This window comes from Paenibacillus sp. JNUCC-31, from assembly GCF_014844075.1.
Lineage (GTDB): Bacteria > Bacillota > Bacilli > Paenibacillales > Paenibacillaceae > Paenibacillus.
The window spans coordinates 3,280,803-3,299,892 of sequence record NZ_CP062165.1 but is presented as its reverse complement, the minus strand read 5'-3'; the positions used below and the strand labels follow the sequence as shown (position 1 = coordinate 3,299,892).

Sequence of the window (19,090 nt, the reverse complement as noted above, 5' to 3'; positions counted from 1 at the left end):
TAGTGTGTCCTTTTGGGGAGCACCTCGATAAAGCATTTCTAATGTCCGCATCAAGCAGTTTAAACTTGGATAGTTAATGATAGAATTCTCTCGGGAATCTTTCACTCCACTATATATTCTTTCTTTTGGGAGGTAGTTTATGAAGAAGAAGCTCACTGCACTATCCGTTTATCTCCTCACAGCATTGTTGGTGTTTTCCACTGTTGCCTATGCGGCTGCAGAGAACAACGGCCGCGATCAGGACAGGTTGTTCCAATACTCCACGATCAATGCAGTTATGCAGGGTCAGTATGACGGCGAAATGACCTTGAAAGAACTCAATACGCATGGAAGTATGGGGCTGGGGACGCTTAATGGTCTCGACGGCGAATTGATTCAACTGGACAACAAGTTCTATCAAGTTAACAGCAAGGGTCAAGTGAAGGAGTTGAAAGGGAATGTGAAAACTCCTTTTGCAGTCACCACTGAATTCGATGCGGAAAAGACAGTGACTCTATCTAACGTAAAAGACTTTCAAGATTTCTCCGAGAAGCTCAAGACGAAATTCGATAACAAGAATCACTTCTATGCAATCAAAATACATGGTAAATTCGACTCTATTAAAAATAGATCCGTCCCGAAGCAGACGCGTCCTTATCCACCTCTGACGGAGGTTACCCCGCATCAAACCGTCTTCGAGGAGAATAATGTGAGAGGTACCATTATCGGTTTCTATACTCCAAATTATGCTTCCTCCATTCAAGTTCCGGGGTTCCATATGCATTTTCTTTCGGATGATAAGACGAAGGGCGGTCATATCCTCGACGTGAAGTTTGACAGCGCAAAAGTTGAAATCCAACAGCTGTCTGAGTTCGACCTGGTGCTTCCTGACACGGCAGATTTTGCAAATGCAGATCTCACGAAAACGACTGTTGAAGATATCGAAGAAGCTGAAAGAGGCAAATAAGGCGTAGATGTAGAGATTTTGTAAAGTTCCTTTTGTTATGATCACATTTGTCGAAAGAAAGTGGATTGTATCGAGATATGGGGGACGAGTACGAAAGCGGAATAAAATAAGAACGATCGTTGTACTCCAGCGAGTGCAGAGGCGCTTGAGTAGATGTAATAGACAAATTTCCCAAGAAAAGAGGAGAACCTGCTATACAGAAGAAATCTGCAAATATAGAATTTCTATATGCTTTCGTTAGCAGGTAAACAATATATGAAATTAAAAAATCGAAGAATGCTATCTGCTCTATTGGCAATCGTTATGGTATTGACGATGCTGCCTTTTTATCCGTCAGAAGTAAAAGCTGCGGCAACACCAACACTTGATCTTGGTGATCCTATTAGTGTAACCGAAACAACCTATCAGCTATCAAATGCTACATTTGGAAGCACGGGTGTCGTGAATGCAGCGGGTGGTTACTTTACCGTGGAGGTAAATAATGGTTCCATTGCTGTTGTAACTCCTCCGAGTGGTATTACCGAGTTGACTAATGGCATATCAATCAGTGGCATTGTTACTGACCAATCTACACCTGCAAATAGAGTATTCAACTTTTCAAGTGAAACTACTTATGAAGAAATTCAAGCTGTTATTCAAGATATGACATTTACACAAGCTGCAGGGAAAACCCAAAGAGTCACAGTAAATGTAACCCCAGGGGTACCATTGTCCGACGGGAAAACATCGGTTCGTACCTACAATGGACGCCATTTTGTATATGTGCAAAGATTGAGCACCATGACTTTTAAAGATGCTGTGACGATTGCAACGAACATTAACGGACATCTTGTAGAGCCAGCACCAGCTAATCCTGGAGAAATGTTTGCGATTGCCAGTATGTTTAAAGAATTTAAAAACCCCTATTTGGGAAACTGGAACTTTTTATCCTTTATAGGCGCCACTAAAACTTACACACCTGATTGGAACACTTCTATTGGTGCCGTGACAAGGTATGTATCAACGGGTTGGCAAACAGGTCTGGAGTCAACGACTAATTATGTGTCTAATGGAGCTTACGACCATCTTACACTTCTGCTAGACACCAGTAATAATAAAGTAGGCTACTTAGGCGTAAATAATACACACGGCGGCAGCAGCGCATGGAAAGATCCGGGGGTTATTGTCGAGTATAATTCCGGTGTTATTACCAACATCACTGCCACAAAAGAAATCGGGCTTCCGTCGATGGGAGGCAGCGTGGCGATTAGCGGTGTTGCCCAGGTTGGTCAGACGTTGACTGCAGACTTATCGGGGATCACTTACACGCCTGATACGTCGGACAACGTGCCGACTTACCAATGGTACCGAAACGGAGTCGCCATCACGAATGGGACGGATTCAAGCTACACGTTGACCGCTGACGACTTGGGCACAGCCATCACGGTGATGGTCACCGCCGACGGTACGCATGCGTCAGGTAGTGTTACGAGCACAGCAACGGGGGCAGTAGCTGCAGCGGACGAAGTAGTGACTCCGGCAGCACCGGTAGAAGTTAGCAAAACATCAACGAGCATTACGTTGCAAGCCGTAACGGGTCAGGAATACAGCATAGACGGCGGCGTGACGTGGCAGGATAGCCCGACGTTCGGCGGATTGACGCCGGATACGGACTATACGATTGTAACTCGTGTGAAAGCGACAGCGACGCAGCCGGCGTCTGCTATCAGTACAGGAACATCCATTCGTACAGCGACTAAGTACGCAGATTTGGACGGTTTGACGCTGTCGAGCGGCACGTTAAGCCCGGCGTTTTCGACAGACATGACAAACTATGCGACAAGCGTGTCGAACGGTGTGAGTGACACGACAGTAACGGCTACAGTATATGATTCTGATTATGCTACAGTGACGGCGAGCGTGTACGATAGCGAAGGCGCATTGGTAAAAGGTCCGATTACGTTGACGAGTGGCGTCGTTTCCGAATCGCTGCCGCTTAGCGTAGGCATCAACAAGATCAAGGTGGTTGTGACGGCGCAGGACGGCACGACGCAAACGTACATCATAACGGTTACGCGTGCCCCTCGTGATGACTCCGGCACGCCCGGAAGCCAGACACCAACACCTGCACCAACAACGTCTTCACCAACAACACCAGCGCCTGCTCCGGCTTCAGGCGTGAAAACAACCGTAAACAATGAAGAGGGCAGCTTTGCTACGGGCAGAACGGCAAACAACGTTACAACCGTTGAGATTGATCAAGATAAACTATCGGATTATCTCTCCAAAGGCAACGGACAGCAATTGAATGTACGTGTGCCTGGCGACGGTGAAGTCAAGGTTGTGGGTCTGACCGCAGCAACACTGAAGCAGTTGTCCGATACCGGCTCTACGCTGAACATCGAGAACCTGCTTGCTATTTATCCGGTTCCAAGTAAACAACTGGATCTGGGTTCGATCACCAAACAATGGAACGGCACGCCGCTTGGCGAAATTGCAGTCGATATGGATATCAAGAGATCGTCTGACGCATTGAAAGACGCAGCAAAGGATCAGGCGACTAAAGGCGGCTACGATCTGCTGGTTAACCCGGTCGATCTATCGATCAACTTCTCTTACAAAGGCCAATCTGTTAAACCGGATCAACTGACGGGCTACGCGCCTCGCTATATCGCATTGCCTGAAGGCATTGATCCGAACAAAATTACGACTGGCGTCATTGTTAATCCGGACGGTACCGTGTTCCATGTGCCGACAGTTGTAACGAAAATCAACAACCGTTACTTTGCACTGATCAACGACCTGCGCAGCCAGGGCAGCTACTCAGTCATCTGGAATCCGCAAAATTTTGATGATGTGAAGAGTCACTGGGCACAGGCGAGTGTCAACAATATTGCAGCCAGACTGCAGCTTGCAGGCACAGGCAATAATACCTTCTCCCCGAATCGCAGTATCGACCGTTCGGAATTTGCCACGATTGTGGCAAGCGGACTTGGCTTAATGCGCCAGGGTGTAACCGGCACGTCGTTTAGCGACGTAGCTCCGTCGAGTTGGTACCACGATGCCGTAGCGATAACCAGCGAATTTGACATTATCAAAGGCTTTGCAGACGGTGGTTTCCACGGCAGCGAATGGATTACAAGAGAGCAAGGCATTGCCATGATCGCCCGTTCTCTTCATCTCGTTCAGTCCCAAAAGGCACTGAGCGAAGTGGAAATCAATCAGATTCTGGCTTCTTACAGCGATACGGACAAAGTCTCCGGATATGCCCGGGAGTCCGCAGCTCAATTGATTAAGGCTGGCATCCTGGAAGGGACCGGTGGACAGCAGTTGAACCCGAAAGCGGCGATGACGCGCGCGGAAACAGCTGTTATGGTTGAAAGACTGTTGAAAGTTACAAAATTGATCGACTAGTATTCACGATTAGGAGGGGGCTGACAGCCCCCTCCTTTTTCTCTCCATACTTCTCTGCATCCGGTGGCTCTGGTCCGGGATTTTTCTTACGCCTGAACATCCTCATGCGGTTCAAGGCGTGCTCGATCTGCGTGGTTGGGATTTCGCGAAATCCCGCACTACAGATACCAATGGAACTTAAAAAGGTTGACCCCTGTAGAGTACAGAGATCAACTTCTTCAAGCCATGTAGGTCTTTTTTTAGAAATGTCCTTTACACAGGGTACAGGTTATATTTGGAGTGGTCTTTATGTTACTATACAGCTGTTCAATAGGAGCACGTGGCTCGTATGCGAGTTATTCAATCAGACTTTTCGTTGCGTTATACATCTGTGAGGCGTACTCGTCAACTTCATCTCGGGACATGCGTAAGCGAGCGACAGAGGTACCATATCCAATTTCCTGGTGACCTTCTTCCAATCCTTTGAAGATTCCATCTGCGAAGGCATCCAATGGCTCTCCTTGAGTATGCAGCCCTGCACCACCCAGATCTGTACTTACTGCAGGAGGAGCAACTTCAATGACCTCTACAGACGTATCCGAAAGCTGGTGTCTCAGGCTAATTGTAAAGGAGTGAAGGGCCGCCTTGGTTGCTGAATAGATTGGAGCAATGGCAAACGGCGTGAAGGCCAACCCGGAAGTGACGTTAATAATCGTCGCCTCTTCTTTGGTTGCAAGATAAGGAGCAAACAGCATGGATAGATGAAACGGAGCTTCAATGTTCGTTGTAATTTCTTTATTGAAATAATTCCAATCGTTCTTTGCATCTGATGTGAGTACATTAAAACGTTGTTGGATACCGGCATTGTTGACTAATACATTTACTTCCGGATAGTTCGTGGTTACCCAATCAAACAGTGCTGCACGCGCGGACTCCATATTTAGATCATTCACATACGTAATAAGTCCAGGATGTGTTTCTTTCGCATGTTGAAGTATATCTGCACGTCTCCCCGTAACAATAACGGTATTTCCGGCTTTTAAGAAGCGCTCGGCAAATGCTAATCCGATTCCAGAGCTTCCTCCCGTAATGAGTATTGTATTCCCTGAAAGTTTCATTATAGGGTCTCTCCTTTTAGTCCTCGTTTTGGTTTCTTTCCTGTATCTGATGGGTGTAACTTGTGATTTTATAATCTATTCCCTTTAGGGATTCCTGCATGATCGAAATCTCATCCAGCACCGCCTGCTTGTGTTTTTGCATCATTTCAAGCCTGGCCTCTAGCGTACGATTGCCTTCTACGATCCAATCTATATATCGCTTAATTTGACTAATGGGCATATGCGTATTTTTTAAACAAACAAGGGTTTCCAATAGCGCCATCTGGTTTTCTGAAAATAACCGCCTCCCAGCATCATCCCGTTCGATTAAAGGCAGAAGCCCTTTTTTTTCATAATAACGTAATGTTGAATCTGGAATATTCAATTGGACTGAAGCTTCGCTAATAGAAAAATACTTCATGTTGGAGACCTCCAAATGGGTGCTAACTCTGTCGACAGGAATAGCATACGACTTAAACTATGGTTTAAGTCAACAAGGTAATAAAATTTGTCCTTATGGATATGTAATTAGCTTACGGGTAAGGGAATGGAACCGTCCAAGTACGTTGAAAGAGGCCAGATTGAGCAGATCGGCGTGAATGTGGCAGACTATGCGAGCGAACTTACAAAATTGAACGAGGCAGTGGTATCCGGCTTGTCGGAGGATCCCGTTGTAACAACACATGTGTGTCGTGGCAATTACATTTCGACATATGCCGGTGTTGGTGGATGCTATGAGCCGATCGCGCAAACGCTTCTGAACATTGATAACTATTCCGGTTACTATCTGGAGTTTGATACCGAACGGGCAGGCGATTTCAAACCACTTCGTTTCCTGAATGGCTAATTAGCGTTCTGAGCCTTATCGCAAGGTCGGCCAATGGTGGATTTATGTTGTAGTGATCGATTATTATCAGATTTTCATATTCTATAGGTAGTTAAATGAGATACAATGCTATTATAGATAAGGGCGTCCACTTGGATGCCTTTAAATATAGCAATGAAAAGGGCTACATACATGCCGAAGGTGTCGACAACAGAAATGAAATTTATGAAAATTTCGTTTTGTTACAGATGACACTTCATTCAAGATGATTAAAAGGAGATTCGATATGCCCACTCAATTCGTAAAAAATATGATCGTATTCTGTTTGGTTCTCGTATTATTACCGACCACAACCATGTTGGCTGCTCCCGCAATTAAAGACGTGGCTATAGCAAAGGTCATTCGGGCAACATTGAAGATCTCGCCTAAAAAGGAAGTCAAGACGAGCGATCTGAAGAAATTAAAATCGTTATATGCCGAGGATAACAAGAACATGATTTCCAACCTGCAGGGGCTTGAAAATGCCGTTAACCTAGTGGATTTAATTTTGCCCGGCCATAATATAAAAAATATTACACCGCTCAGCAAGTTAAAAAAGCTGGAATTTTTAGTTGTTGACGGGAATCAGATCGCAGACTTATCTCCACTTTCGGGGTTAAGTAATCTGCAAAGTTTATTAATTAGTGGTAACAAAATCAAAAGTCTGACACCTTTGAAAAATTTACATAAGCTGACCAGTCTGCTTGCCAGCGACAATCAGGTGACCGATCTAAAGCCTCTTCGGAAATTAAAGTTAGAATGGATTATATTAAGTGGAAATCAGATTCAGGATTTGACACCGTTAAAGAACCATCCGACATTGGAGTATCTTTATGTGGACGATAACCTCATTCAGGATATTGCAGTACTTGAGACCATCCCCCATTTAATAGAGGTATCGTTGGCTGGCAATCCATTGAATGAACAGGCTCAGCAGGTTGTGAAAAACCTGGAGAAGAAAGGTGTCATTGTGAGTTTGGAAAAAGAAGATGAGAAATAAACCGGAATAACGCGAATTCCCATATGGCAAGTAAACCTCGGTTAGAGTAACCGGGGTTCTTTGGCGTGTACCCTACTGGTGTATAGCAGTATAAGCTATTGGCTGCAAACTTCATGCCGTGTTGAACGGGAGTTGGGGGTTTGCTATAATTCACACAGGACGCAACGAAGAAGGGAGCCCTGTACGATGAAAAAGGCCAAACATACCTGTCCCTCCAATAGCAAGGCATTCGGCTTGGCATTGCAGGCCCTTGTGTTCATGTCTGATAGTCCTAACCGCTATCCAAGTAACAATATCGCCGATCATTTATGCTCAGAAGCAACATTGATTCGCCGAATATTGGCGAAACTCGCTCAGGAAAATATTCTGGAGGTTCGTGAAGGACGCGACGGAGGTTATCTCATGAAGCAGCCGCCGGAATCGGTGACACTGGCCGATATATATCTGTCGCTTCAGACTGAGGCATCGCTGTGCGAGGGAATGCTGGAGTCTACAGGCGATCACTCCTTTGGTTTGCAGATGCATGATATGTTCAACGATATAACAGAGGAAATCAATCATAGCGTGTTGGAAATTCTGCGGAAGTACACTATAGCCGACATGGCCAACAGGATGACTCCGATCATGGAGAATTGACAATAAACCTATCCACATATATACTGTGCTTATATTAGCACAGTTAGTGGTATATTTTTTTATCTTTAACTGTGTTAAATAATGCACAGTATAATATGGGAGGCAAAACGGGATGGAGAGCGTAAAACAAGAGCAAAGCTTTATGGAAGTGGTAAAGGAAAGACGTTCTGTACGGCATTACGATCCTGCATTCAGCATTTCAGAGCAGGAATTGAAGGATATTCTGACTGAAGCAGCCCTTGCTCCATCTGGTGCGAATATGCAGCCATGGAAATTCATTGTCTTTAATGATCAGGCTCTGAAAGAACAATTACTTCCCATTGCGAACAATCAGCAGCAGGTGGTAGATGCTTCGGCCGTTATTGCAGTGTTGGGGGATTTGGAATACATCAAACAGGTTGATTCCGTTTATGATGCTTCTGTAGAAGCAGGTTATATGACTAAGGAAATTAAGGATTCGTTGGTAACCAACATGAAGGGAATGCTGGAAAGCATGGATCCTCAATATATCAAGGACGGCGTCATGTTTGACTGTGGTCTATTATCGATGCAGTTCATGCTTGCCGCCAAGGCGCGTGGGTATGACACCGTTCCAATGGCAGGATACGATAAAAACAAATTCATTGAAGCGTTCGATATTCCCGATCGTTATGTTCCAACCATTCTCATTTCCATCGGCAAAGCCTCGCAACCGGGACATCCGACTACTCGACTGCCCATTGATGAGTTGACGTTCTGGAATGGTATCAAAAAATAACGGAGGCCTCTCCATTGAGGGAGACACTCCTTATAAGTTAGTTCCCGTTCTAGCTAAAAAGAATGACTAAAGCAAAACATCTTAGGCTGCCATTACGGCAGCCTTTTCACCGCAATTCCCATTAACCCAAACCTCGGCGCTAATACTATTCCAACTCAATTTCTTTCACCGTTTCTCCTTCAATCAGCACGGGCTGGTAATAGGTGTTGGTGGGCAGATCCTTTTTGCCTTGCAGTTTCTTGATGACCCAATCGGCTGCGTCGCGGCCCATTTGCTCTTGGGGATGGGTTAACGTCGTGAGTTTGATGTTGGCATTCTTGGCGATATAGGAATTGTCCTGGCCGATAATGGATAGCTCGTCTGGAATGGAAATGCCCAGCTTTCTACATGCGTGTACGACCTCCAATCCCACCTCATCGTTGTAACAGACAAGGGAGGTCAGCGCATCCCTGTTTTCCTCCAGAAACACCTCCAAATTGGTGGAGAGGTCCGGCTTCGATGCCGTATCGAACGAAAGCACCTGCTCGGGATGAAACCGCAACTTGGCTTCGCCCAGCGCTTTGATATATCCCTTCATCCGATACTTCCCTTGTAAATCATCCATTTTCGCGATAATGCCGATCTGGCTATGTCCTTTGGCGATCAGTTCCCGGGTAGCTAGATAGCTGGACTGCACGTCATCCAGACAGAAGAAAGGCACCTCCAGCTCTTCATAAAAGGCATTGATCATCGTAAACGGCACGTCCTGTTCCTTAAAAGAAAGGTAGTACGCAATGTTGGGATTGTACAGATTACTCTTGGTCGGTTCGACGATCAGGCCATCCACACCGTAGGATAGCATCATCTCCAGTGCTTTTTTCTCTTGCGCGACATCGTTATTGGTGCTGGCTAACAGCAGCGAATAATTGTCTTCATTTAATCGGCTTTCAATGCCGCGGATGATGGAGGGAAAGATGTAATCGGAGATGTACGTCGTGATGACGCCGATTGTTTTTTTCATCGTGTTCCCGCCGGTTCTGGATCGATACAGATTGCTTACATAGGTGCCGGAACCTTTCTCGCTTCTCAAAAACCCATCGTTCGATAGCTCCAAAATGGCCTTGCGAACCGTCTGGCGGCTCACGTTGTAGCTGTCCTGCAATGCGGACTCGGTAGGGATTTGTTCGCCCACGCTATAGGCTCCCGATAGGATATTGCTTTTAATATCATCAATGATGACCTGATACTTTGGCTTCACGCAGTCCACTTCTTTCATCGTTACTTATCTATATAAAACATCGTCGTATCCATAGTTGTACGTACATATTTTATCATGATTCGAATCGAATGGCTATGTAACAGCATCTTTTACGAAATAAACCGTACAAATTCAGTCACAAACTAGAAATGTGTACTCTACAATGTAGCCTGTTGAGCACAGGACTTCGATCTTTAAATCGTTATATGGTAACCGATGTAGGTATAACTATTATATATTATTGACAAATGTACGTACAAAAAATATACTAAGGCTGTCAGAAAAGGAAAGCGCATTCTTTTCAATGAACCGAAATATGAATCCATTTTAATCATCATAAGCCCAGTATAGTTATAACTTTTACCTACTGTGATCAGAGAGGGGATTACGTGATCATGAGTCATGTGGATATGAAAGAAGCGATTACCAAGGGAGCCACTTCACTAGGCATCGAATTTGGATCGACACGGATCAAGGCGGTATTGATCGACGAACGTTATGAGACCATCGCGTCAGGTAGTTATGAATGGGAGAACCTTCTGAAAGACGGATATTGGACGTACAACCAGGAGGATATCATCACAGGTATGCAGACTGCGTATCGCGAGATGAAGCAGGATGTGGAACGGAAATACGGCATCACGCTGCAAACCGTTGGTTCGATCGGCTTCTCGGCCATGATGCATGGATATATCGCATTGGATAACGCTGGAGAGCTGCTGGTCCCGTTTCGGACATGGCGTAACGCAACCACTGGCGCGGCTGCAAGGGAACTGACGGACCTTCTGCAGTTCAATATCCCGGAACGCTGGAGTATCGCCCACTTGTACCAAGCGATTTTGAACGAAGAGGCTCATGTGCCTCGCATTGATCATCTGACGACATTGGCTGGTTACATACATTTGCTGCTGACGGGTAACAAAGCCATCGGTATCGGCGACGCTTCGGGCATTTTTCCAATCGACGAGTCAACGCATAACTATCACCCGACCATGATCCAACAGTTTGATGAACGGATTGCAGGCAAAGGTTACCCGTGGAAGGTCGAGGACCTTCTTCCCAAGGTGTATCTCGCAGGTGAGAACGCTGGTGAGTTGACCGAAGCGGGAGCCAAGCTGCTCGATCCTTCGAATGATTTGCAGTCAGGCATTCCGCTCTGTCCGCCGGAAGGTGATGCCGGAACGGGCATGGTGGCAACGAATAGCGTGAGAAAGCGTACGGGCAACATCTCCGTCGGCACGTCCGTGTTCGCGATGATTGTCTTGGAAAAGGAATTATCCAAAGTGTATCCCGAGATTGATATGGTTACGACGCCAGACGGCAGTCCTGTAGGCATGGTGCATGCCAACAACTGCTCCAGTGATATTAACGCCTGGCTTGGATTGTTCCGTGAATTTTCCGAGGCGATGGGATATGAAGTAGATACCGGCAAATTGTTCAGCGTGATGTTCAATAAGGCGTTGGAGGCAGACCCGGATGGTGGCGGTTTGCTGAGTTACGGTTATTACTCGGGTGAAAACATTACAGGCTTGGAGAAAGGTCGTCCGTTGTTCGTCCGTTCACCGGAAAGCAACTTCAACCTGGCAAACTTCATGCGTACGCATCTGTTCACCGCTTTTGGTGCGCTGAAGATCGGCATGGACATTTTGACGAAGAACGAGCATGTGGCGATTGACAGCATTTTGGCTCATGGCGGTCTGTTCAAGACCCCTGTTGTCGGACAACGAATTGTAGCCGCTGCGATGAACGTGCCGGTGTCGGTTATGTCTACGGCGGGTGAAGGCGGCGCATGGGGGATGGCGCTTCTGGCTTCGTACATGATCAACAAAGATCAGCAGGAGAGCCTGGATGTATTTCTGGAGCAGAAGGTTTTTGGCGATGTGAAGGGTGAGGAAGTTGCACCGGATGCATCGGACGTCAAAGGATTTGAAGCATTTATCGAACGTTATCGGAAGGGCCTCGCGATTGAGCAGGCGGCGGTAGATCATCTGGTAGAGAACGGGAGGGACTAACACATGTTAGAACAACTGAAAGAAGAGGTCTATGAGGCGAATCTGGAGCTGCCGAAGCACGGACTTGTGAAGTTCACATGGGGTAATGTCAGCGCAATGGATCGGGAAAGCGGTCTGTTTGTCATCAAACCGAGTGGTGTCAGCTATGACAAGATGAGACCAAGCGACATGGTTGTAGTTGATCTGGACGGCAATGTGGTCGAGGGCGAAATGAGACCTTCCTCGGATACTGCGACTCACGCGGTACTATACAAACATTACCCGGAAATTGGGGGTATCGTGCACACTCATTCCACTTGGGCGACCATCTGGGCGCAAGCTGGCCTGGACGTACCCGTGATGGGAACGACGCATGCAGATACATTCTATGGAGCCGTACCTTGTGCCCGTTTCTTGAATCAGGGTGAGATTGATCGCGGATACGAAGCGGAGACGGGCCGCGTTATTATTGAGACATTTGAGCAGCGTGGACTCGATGTGATGGCGATTCCGGCAGTCCTGCTCCATGGTCATGCACCGTTCACGTGGGGCAAAGATGCCAAATCGGCAGTCGTGAACAGTGTCGTGCTGGAGGAAGTGTGCAAGATGAACCTGTATGCGCGGCAACTGAACAACTTTGCAAAAGAACTGCCGCAAGGCATTTTGGATAAACACTATTTGCGGAAACACGGGAAAGACGCGTACTACGGACAGAAGTAATTTGGTTATAACAGTGACTGGAAGCATGTTCTGGCTTCCAAGTGGTTAAGTGTGGGAATGATTTGTTCAACTATACTTTTTACACGATAACGGAGAGTGCAGAACCAATCTGTAGAAGCGTAGCGCTCGCCTTTATCCCCGAATATCAGCCTTATAAAAATTGATCAAAGAAATTCGGGGATAACCAGCGATCGGAAGATGGTACTGCAATCGGAGTGGCTAGTGTAAACCCATTTGTTCAACTATAAAAATGAAAAGAGGATGATTTTATGTCAGCAACAGCAGCTAAACAGTTTTGGTTCGTCGTAGGTTCACAGCATCTGTACGGGGAAGAAGCACTGGGTGAGGTTAAAGCCAATGCACAGAAAATTACGGATGCCCTCAATGCAAGCGGCGTTCTGCCATACCCGCTCGTATTGCAGGATTTGGCGGTAAGCGCGGATAAAATTACGAGCATCATGAAGGAAGTGAACTACCGCGACGAAGTAGCGGGTGTGATTACCTGGATGCACACGTTCTCACCTGCAAAGATGTGGATTCGGGGCACGAAATTGCTGCAAAAACCGTTGCTTCATCTTGCGACTCAATTCAATGAAAGCATTCCTTGGGCGACGATCGATATGGACTTCATGAACCTGAATCAAGCGGCTCACGGTGACCGTGAATATGGCTTCATCAACGCCCGCCTGAGAAAACAAAATAAAATCGTTGTTGGCTACTGGGAGCGTGCAGAAGTGCAGCAGCAGGTTGCAGATTGGATGGACGTAGCTGTAGCCTACAACGAAAGCTTCAACATCAAAGTCGCTCGTTTTGGTGACAACATGCGCAACGTGGGCGTAACCGAAGGGGATAAAGTGGAAGCCCAGATCCAATTCGGATGGACAGTCGATTATTTCGGTATTGGCGACCTCGTGCAATACGTGAATGCCGTGACGGAGCAAGAAATCGATGATCTGATCGCCCAGTATGCGGAGTTGTATGAATTCGATTATGGCACAAACAGCAAGGAAGCTTGGGAAGCTAGCGTACGTGTGCAAGCAAGTTATGAAATTGCGATCAAACGTTTCCTGGACGAGGGTGGATACAGTGCCTTCACTACCAACTTCGAAGATCTGCATGGCATGAAGCAGCTACCGGGTCTCGCTGTGCAACGCCTGATGGCTCAAGGATACGGTTTTGCAGGGGAAGGTGATTGGAAAACGGCTGCACTCGACCGCCTGCTTAAAGTCATGGCCCATAACGAGAACACGGGCTTCATGGAAGATTACACGTACGAAATGGCGGCTGGCCAAGAAGCGATCCTTCAATCTCACATGCTTGAAGTGGACCCGACACTCGCCAGCAATAAACCGAAAATCATCGTGTCTCCACTGGGTATTGGCGATCGTGAAGATCCGGCACGTCTCGTATTCGACGGCAAAGCAGGAGAAGGTGTCGTGGTATCCATGGCAGACTTCGGTACACATTACAAACTGTTGATCAACGAAGTATCCGCATTCGAACCGACGGTTCCAGCGCCTAACCTGCCGGTAGCACGTGTACTATGGAACGTGAAGCCCAACTTCCAGGACGGGGTTAGAGCCTGGATTGAGAATGGCGGCGGTCACCATACTGTAGTATCTTTGAACCTGACGACAGATCAGATCGTGACCTATGCGAAGCTGGTGAACCTGGAGTACGTTGTGATTAAATAGTTTTGACTTTTATGGACTCATACAAATTCTTTCCTTACGGCCGGGGGGTTCCCCGGCCCTTTGTCTTGCCGTGAGGGGCATGATGTGCGGCTTGAAAGGGACTTTGTGCTCCACCTAAGGCAAGGATAACGTTTCGTACCGTCCACTACGTTCTATTTTGCTATAATAGCCCAAAGGAGGTTATCCATTAATCATGCATACTCAAGAAAGTTTGCTCCACCAACTGCGCCAGCTGGGCATCGACGGCCAAGGAACGCTGCTCATGCACTCCTCCATGAAAAGTATGGGCGAAGTCGAAGGTGGCGCGGATACGGTGTTGGATGCGCTCGCCGAGTATATGAAGGACGGACTGCTGGTGTTGCCAACCCATACATGGTCCACGATTAATGCGGACAATCCGATGTTCCACGTGGAATCCTCACCGTGCTGTGTCGGTATTCTGCCTGAGCTGTTTCGCAAACGACCTGAGGTCGTGCGTTCTTGGCATCCTACGCATTCGGTAGCTGCTCTGGGACGGGATGCCGAAGAATTTACGAAGGACGATCATCTTTTTGATACACCATGTGCGAGAGGATCGGCCTGGGGGAAGCTGCTTGATCGGAAGGCAACCATCCTGTTGGTCGGCGTTGATCTGAAAAGGAACACGTTTATCCATGGTATTGAAGAATGGGTGGATATCCCGGGCAGATTAACGGATGAGCCTGAGATGTTACGCACAGTTTTACCCGATGGAACCGAAATTTCGGTGCCTTCGCGCAGACATTGTGGGTTGTCGTGGTCGGAGCACTTTTGGAAAGTGGATGATGTCCTTGAACGTAAAGGCGCGATGCGTAAGGGACAGCTTGGCGATGCACTCGTCAGAGTGTGTGATGCGGCCATGTTGACGGAAGTGATTACGGACATGCTCCAAGATAATCCGGATTTATTTTCAGACAATTTGCCTTTGGCTACTGTACACGAATAAGGAGAGGGCCGTCCGGTGACGGAGGGCTCTTCATACTTTACCTTCTTCGCTCTTACGGCAGCTAACAAGGACTTCTTTCCTCCTGGTTTGCATCCCAAACATTCAAATTCATTCACAAAAACGCAAAAATAACGCAAAATTCAATCAGAGGTTGGTGGGATTGCCATTGTATGGGCTACTCACCCCATTAGCAGTGTGATAAGATGTGGTTAATTTAACCAATAGCAGTAATGTAGAGATACCTTTTAAACGTTTTTTTGAAGGTTCATTTAACAATTAAGAAGTATGCTAATCCATTGACATTATAGTTGTCGCATGCAAAAAGGAGAAGATTCGTGAGCCCATTAGTATGGTATGATCTTGTTCTATTCGTCCTATTGTTTGGTGTATACGTATATGTTTTTGCAACAGTTAGAGTTACGAACTTACATAAGGTTTATTTTCTGTTTCATGGTTTGATGATGCTCTGGCCATTCTGTCAATTTGCGAGTACGTTGACGGATGATCCGGGATTACAGTTGTTTTATGTAACCTTGTCCTTTGTCGCAGTCTCTTTGCTAGGGAGTGGTTGGCTTCTGCTTACGCTCTTCATTACGGGTGAGGCGGAGCGATTAGGCATAAAAAGATCCCTCCTGCTGTTCATCCCCGCGATTATTGGAGCCGTTGGCGTGATCCTGAACCCGTGGAGCTGGTTTGTAACACCGCTGGAGGGCGGTTATGTGGAGCGGGCATACGGACCCTGGTTCTGGGTTGTCATGGTTATTCTTGTGAGCTATTTTGTAACATCCCTCTTCATTCTGTTCCGGGCACTATATTCTTCTCGAACGTCCTCCATGATTAAGAATCAGGTGAAAGTTACACTATGGGGCATATTCGTGCTGGCTGTTTTTGCGACAATTGATGCTCTGCTTAATGTGGTTCTTAGAGCGTATTTACCGTTCATCATTCCCGGAATGACTTCACTGGGGATTTTTCTGTCCGATCTTTTCTTCGTCTATGTTATTAAAAGATACAATGTCTTCGATCTGGTTTCCATTGCGCACGAGGATGTGATCAATACCATTCCTTACGGCATTATTGTATTGGATGAGAATGAGATGATTATTGAATTGAACAAAGCCTCCAGATCCTTCATGGATCTGCATGTGGGGGATTCTTTTGATATGGAAGCATTTCTGGGGTCTGTTCGTGTAGAGGGCAGCCGCCAGAAGTTTCTGAATGAGTATAAACAAAAAGAGAATATCTTATCTCAAATTGAAGTGATCGTGGAGCGGGATGACATCCGTCATTATATCCTTCAATCGTCTCCGATTGTGGGTTCTTATCGTAAACCCATCGGTCATATCCTTACGTTTCAGGATGTCTCTCAAGAGCGCTTCTATGTAAAAGAAATGAATCGGCAGAATGAAACGCTCCAGGAGCGTAATCAAGCCCTGGATCGCATTCGCCTGGAGTTGTCCGACGCCAATCGTAAGCTGGAAGAACTCGCCCTAACGGACAGTCTGACCGACTGCTACAACCGCCGATACCTGACCCAACACCTGAATCATGAGGTCATCACCAACATTCAATATAAAACGCCATTTTCACTCATACTGCTGGATATTGATTACTTCAAAGCGATCAATGATCGCTATGGACATGTCATCGGGGATGAAGTGCTGCATCGCACGGCTCAGGCCGTCAAACAATCCATTCGGAGTACCGATATTCTGACCCGATATGGAGGGGAAGAATTCATGATCTACCTCCCGCATACCGAGCGCAATTTAGCCGAACAATTAGCGGAACGCGTGAGATTATCGGTGGAGTCGAACCTGATTGTGGTGGATCACGAGATCGAACAGGTGTCCATTACGATTAGTATAGGAATTCTATCTATTGAGGATTTTGAGTACGAGCATGTACCGGACAATCCGGAGGGGTATCTGATTCAGCTGTTCGCTGCGGTAGACAAGGCGTTGTATCAGGCGAAGCAGAACGGGCGTAATCGGATTGAGTTTGCGGAGTTTGAGGGAGTTGTTTTGTAAATTGATGAAATTAAGAAAGAGTGAGAGGTGTACTCCACTCTTTTTAATTTTGATGCTGATGTGTTTAATCAGCACTTTTTTGTAGTTTTTCTATAGTATTAAGAATCTCTTTATTAATTTTCGTTAATGATGCAATTTCATCTGAACTTTTACCACTTATTAATACTATATGTTCATCCAATGCTCTTTTGTACTCGGATTCTTCCTTGAATTTGAAGATTTCTTCGGCAGGAACCTGAAAACCATTTATTATTTTTTCTAAAGTCTCCAGAGAAATATTTCGATCTCCCCGTTCAACTCCACCAATGTAACTGTAATGAAGACCTGCTGCTTCTGCTAATTGTTCTTGAGTCCAGCCTTTTGCCTTTCTTAACTCCCTTATCCGATTTCCTACACTTTCTGGTAAATTCATGTGATCACCTCCACTTAAGGTTAGAAGAGGTTGAGGAATCGTTACAGACCAATATATGCAAAGTGATTTTGGGTTTAAAAGTACTTATGAGTACAATTTATATTGACCTTCTTTTGATTCAACTATACAATTATTAAAAAATGGATAAATAAGGGGGGCTTCCTTTTGCGGAAATCTATTCTTAAATCACTCAAACCGGACATCATTGTTGAAATGTTGGACATGGCTGTGGCTTTTGAAAATTGGAGCAAAGTGATGGAGAGGGCGGACATGTTGTATCAGTGTGTGCAGTGCATCCATGAAGAGCGACAGGAGTATCAGGCAAAGAGATTGCCTTTACCCTTTATCCATACCGAACGTCCGTTGATCTATTATCACGGGTTCAGTCTCCAGATGCGGGGCATGGCTCACCAAAAGATGGGACAGGTGGATCAGGCGCGGGCGTGCATCGATCAGTATGCAGAGCTGGGGGGGATGGAAGAGCTGGATGAGGCGGGAACGCAGGTAGTGCAGGAGTTTAGACATCGAGCCCAGGTGAATCGGTATGCGCTGGAGATTGATGCGGGGAATGCAGAGTTGCTGGAGGCGTATGTGAATTTTCTGCTAGAGCATCCAGAGGAATGTATAGCAGGTCTGAGAACGATCATTGAGGCGGCAGTCCGGTATCGTTGGCAGATTGATCGAGTTTTACATATGTTTGCGAGTCGGGTTCAGGGTATTGGCAGAGAAATGGATTCTTCAAACAACCGTGATATGGAATATATCCTCCCCAGGTGGTTCAACCTTCACACCTTGCATGCGATTTATATCCAGATGGCCTTGATCCTTCTCATACGCCTGAAGGGCAGCTTGATCAGGTACTGCCACGCCGGAACAAGTCAGGATTTTAGATCAAGGACATTGGAAGGAGTAACAAGATGAAAGAAGAAGTAGTTAATGATTCTCTTTATGTTGGATTTGAAGGGCAACCGGAGATAATAATTCTTTTTGAAAACCCTACCGAAAAGAATATTCTGAAAATGTGGAATGGATATTTTGAGACATTATTAGATGTTATGTGTCAGTACGAGCCTTCTAATGAAGGTATCTTATATGAGTACTATGCTCATGAAGGTTGGTATGAAGAAAGTCCATGGGAAATACAGAATCTTGATGCTGCTATTCGTTTATTTAAATCCTTTGATATGGATAAATTAAGTAGTGAGCAAATAGAGAATTCAGAGAATATCGTCCCTGATCTGCCGGAAGTCGCACAACAGATATCAATGTTTCTAGAAGCAGCCAAATCGAATGGAAGTAATGTATATATAGTTTACGATTAAAAGGTTTATGAAGCGAATTTTCTTCTAGAACATTTACTTATCTGGGT

Annotated in this window: 17 protein-coding genes; 13 read left to right on the top strand and 4 right to left on the bottom strand. The window is 46.1% G+C overall.

Translation table 11 applies throughout. From position 1 onward, the window contains the following. The first annotated feature begins 139 nt into the window (after positions 1-139). On the top strand, positions 140-946 hold the full coding sequence (budA, locus tag JNUCC31_RS14185; RefSeq protein ID WP_192272045.1) for an acetolactate decarboxylase: 807 nt from the start codon (positions 140-142) through the stop codon (positions 944-946). Positions 947-1,201: 255 nt separating this feature from the next. Beyond that, positions 1,202-4,339, top strand: a complete 3,138-nt coding sequence (locus JNUCC31_RS14180; protein ID WP_192272044.1) for an S-layer homology domain-containing protein — start codon at positions 1,202-1,204, stop codon at positions 4,337-4,339. Between the two features lie 335 nt (positions 4,340-4,674). Here JNUCC31_RS14180 and JNUCC31_RS14175 read toward each other — a convergent pair whose 3' ends face one another. Together JNUCC31_RS14175 and JNUCC31_RS14170 are read right to left on the bottom strand one after the other, a co-directional pair. Then, complete coding sequence (locus JNUCC31_RS14175; RefSeq protein WP_192272043.1) at positions 4,675-5,436, bottom strand: SDR family oxidoreductase; 762 nt, start codon at positions 5,434-5,436, stop codon at positions 4,675-4,677. A 16-nt stretch (positions 5,437-5,452) separates the two neighbouring features. After that, entirely contained in the window at positions 5,453-5,836 is a 384-nt protein-coding gene (locus JNUCC31_RS14170) for a MerR family transcriptional regulator (protein WP_192272042.1), read from the bottom strand. A 126-nt stretch (positions 5,837-5,962) separates the two neighbouring features. Here JNUCC31_RS14170 and JNUCC31_RS14165 point away from each other — a divergent pair, with 126 nt between their 5' ends. The 4 genes from JNUCC31_RS14165 to JNUCC31_RS14150 all read left to right on the top strand — a co-directional run bounded on the left by JNUCC31_RS14165 (position 5,963) and on the right by JNUCC31_RS14150 (position 8,673). After that, positions 5,963-6,262, top strand: coding sequence for a uroporphyrinogen decarboxylase/cobalamine-independent methonine synthase family protein (locus tag JNUCC31_RS14165; protein ID WP_192272041.1), 300 nt, complete (start codon positions 5,963-5,965; stop codon positions 6,260-6,262). A gap of 265 nt (positions 6,263-6,527) precedes the next feature. Next, positions 6,528-7,280 (top strand): leucine-rich repeat domain-containing protein, encoded by a 753-nt coding sequence (locus tag JNUCC31_RS14160; RefSeq protein WP_192272040.1) that lies wholly within the window; start codon positions 6,528-6,530, stop codon positions 7,278-7,280. A 186-nt stretch (positions 7,281-7,466) separates the two neighbouring features. Continuing rightward, positions 7,467-7,916, top strand: a complete 450-nt coding sequence (locus JNUCC31_RS14155) for an RrF2 family transcriptional regulator (protein WP_192272039.1) — start codon at positions 7,467-7,469, stop codon at positions 7,914-7,916. Positions 7,917-8,028: 112 nt separating this feature from the next. Then, positions 8,029-8,673 carry a nitroreductase family protein gene (locus JNUCC31_RS14150; protein ID WP_192272037.1) on the top strand — a complete coding sequence of 215 codons (645 nt, stop codon included), beginning with the start codon at positions 8,029-8,031 and terminating at the stop codon, positions 8,671-8,673. Positions 8,674-8,818: 145 nt separating this feature from the next. Here JNUCC31_RS14150 and JNUCC31_RS14145 read toward each other — a convergent pair whose 3' ends face one another. Beyond that, positions 8,819-9,910 (bottom strand): GntR family transcriptional regulator, encoded by a 1,092-nt coding sequence (locus tag JNUCC31_RS14145; RefSeq protein WP_192272036.1) that lies wholly within the window; start codon positions 9,908-9,910, stop codon positions 8,819-8,821. Positions 9,911-10,305: 395 nt separating this feature from the next. On the opposite strand from JNUCC31_RS14145, the gene JNUCC31_RS14140 reads away from it, so the two are divergent. From JNUCC31_RS14140 to JNUCC31_RS14120, 5 genes are all read left to right on the top strand, one after another. Then, on the top strand, positions 10,306-11,922 hold the full coding sequence (locus JNUCC31_RS14140) for a xylulokinase (RefSeq protein ID WP_192272035.1): 1,617 nt from the start codon (positions 10,306-10,308) through the stop codon (positions 11,920-11,922). Positions 11,923-11,925: 3 nt separating this feature from the next. Next, entirely contained in the window at positions 11,926-12,621 is a 696-nt protein-coding gene (locus tag JNUCC31_RS14135; RefSeq protein ID WP_192272034.1) for an L-ribulose-5-phosphate 4-epimerase, read from the top strand. 269 nt (positions 12,622-12,890) lie between these two features. Continuing rightward, entirely contained in the window at positions 12,891-14,315 is a 1,425-nt protein-coding gene (araA, locus tag JNUCC31_RS14130) for an L-arabinose isomerase (protein WP_192272033.1), read from the top strand. Between the two features lie 193 nt (positions 14,316-14,508). Then, positions 14,509-15,279 carry an AAC(3) family N-acetyltransferase gene (locus JNUCC31_RS14125; RefSeq protein ID WP_192272032.1) on the top strand — a complete coding sequence of 257 codons (771 nt, stop codon included), beginning with the start codon at positions 14,509-14,511 and terminating at the stop codon, positions 15,277-15,279. A gap of 335 nt (positions 15,280-15,614) precedes the next feature. After that, a complete protein-coding gene (locus JNUCC31_RS14120; protein WP_192272031.1) occupies positions 15,615-17,309 on the top strand; it encodes a histidine kinase N-terminal 7TM domain-containing diguanylate cyclase in 1,695 nt (564 codons plus the stop codon). A 64-nt stretch (positions 17,310-17,373) separates the two neighbouring features. On the opposite strand, the gene JNUCC31_RS14115 is transcribed toward JNUCC31_RS14120, so the two are convergent. After that, positions 17,374-17,721: a helix-turn-helix domain-containing protein gene (locus tag JNUCC31_RS14115; RefSeq protein WP_192272030.1), complete on the bottom strand. Its 348-nt coding sequence runs from the start codon at positions 17,719-17,721 to the stop codon at positions 17,374-17,376. A gap of 165 nt (positions 17,722-17,886) precedes the next feature. On the opposite strand from JNUCC31_RS14115, the gene JNUCC31_RS14110 reads away from it, so the two are divergent. Both JNUCC31_RS14110 and JNUCC31_RS14105 read left to right on the top strand, forming a co-directional pair. Continuing rightward, positions 17,887-18,642: a DNA-binding protein gene (locus JNUCC31_RS14110; RefSeq protein WP_192272028.1), complete on the top strand. Its 756-nt coding sequence runs from the start codon at positions 17,887-17,889 to the stop codon at positions 18,640-18,642. Continuing rightward, positions 18,639-19,043, top strand: a complete 405-nt coding sequence (locus tag JNUCC31_RS14105) for a hypothetical protein (RefSeq protein ID WP_192272026.1) — start codon at positions 18,639-18,641, stop codon at positions 19,041-19,043. Before JNUCC31_RS14110 ends, JNUCC31_RS14105 begins: the two co-directional genes overlap by 4 nt. Positions 19,044-19,090 lie beyond the last annotated feature (47 nt).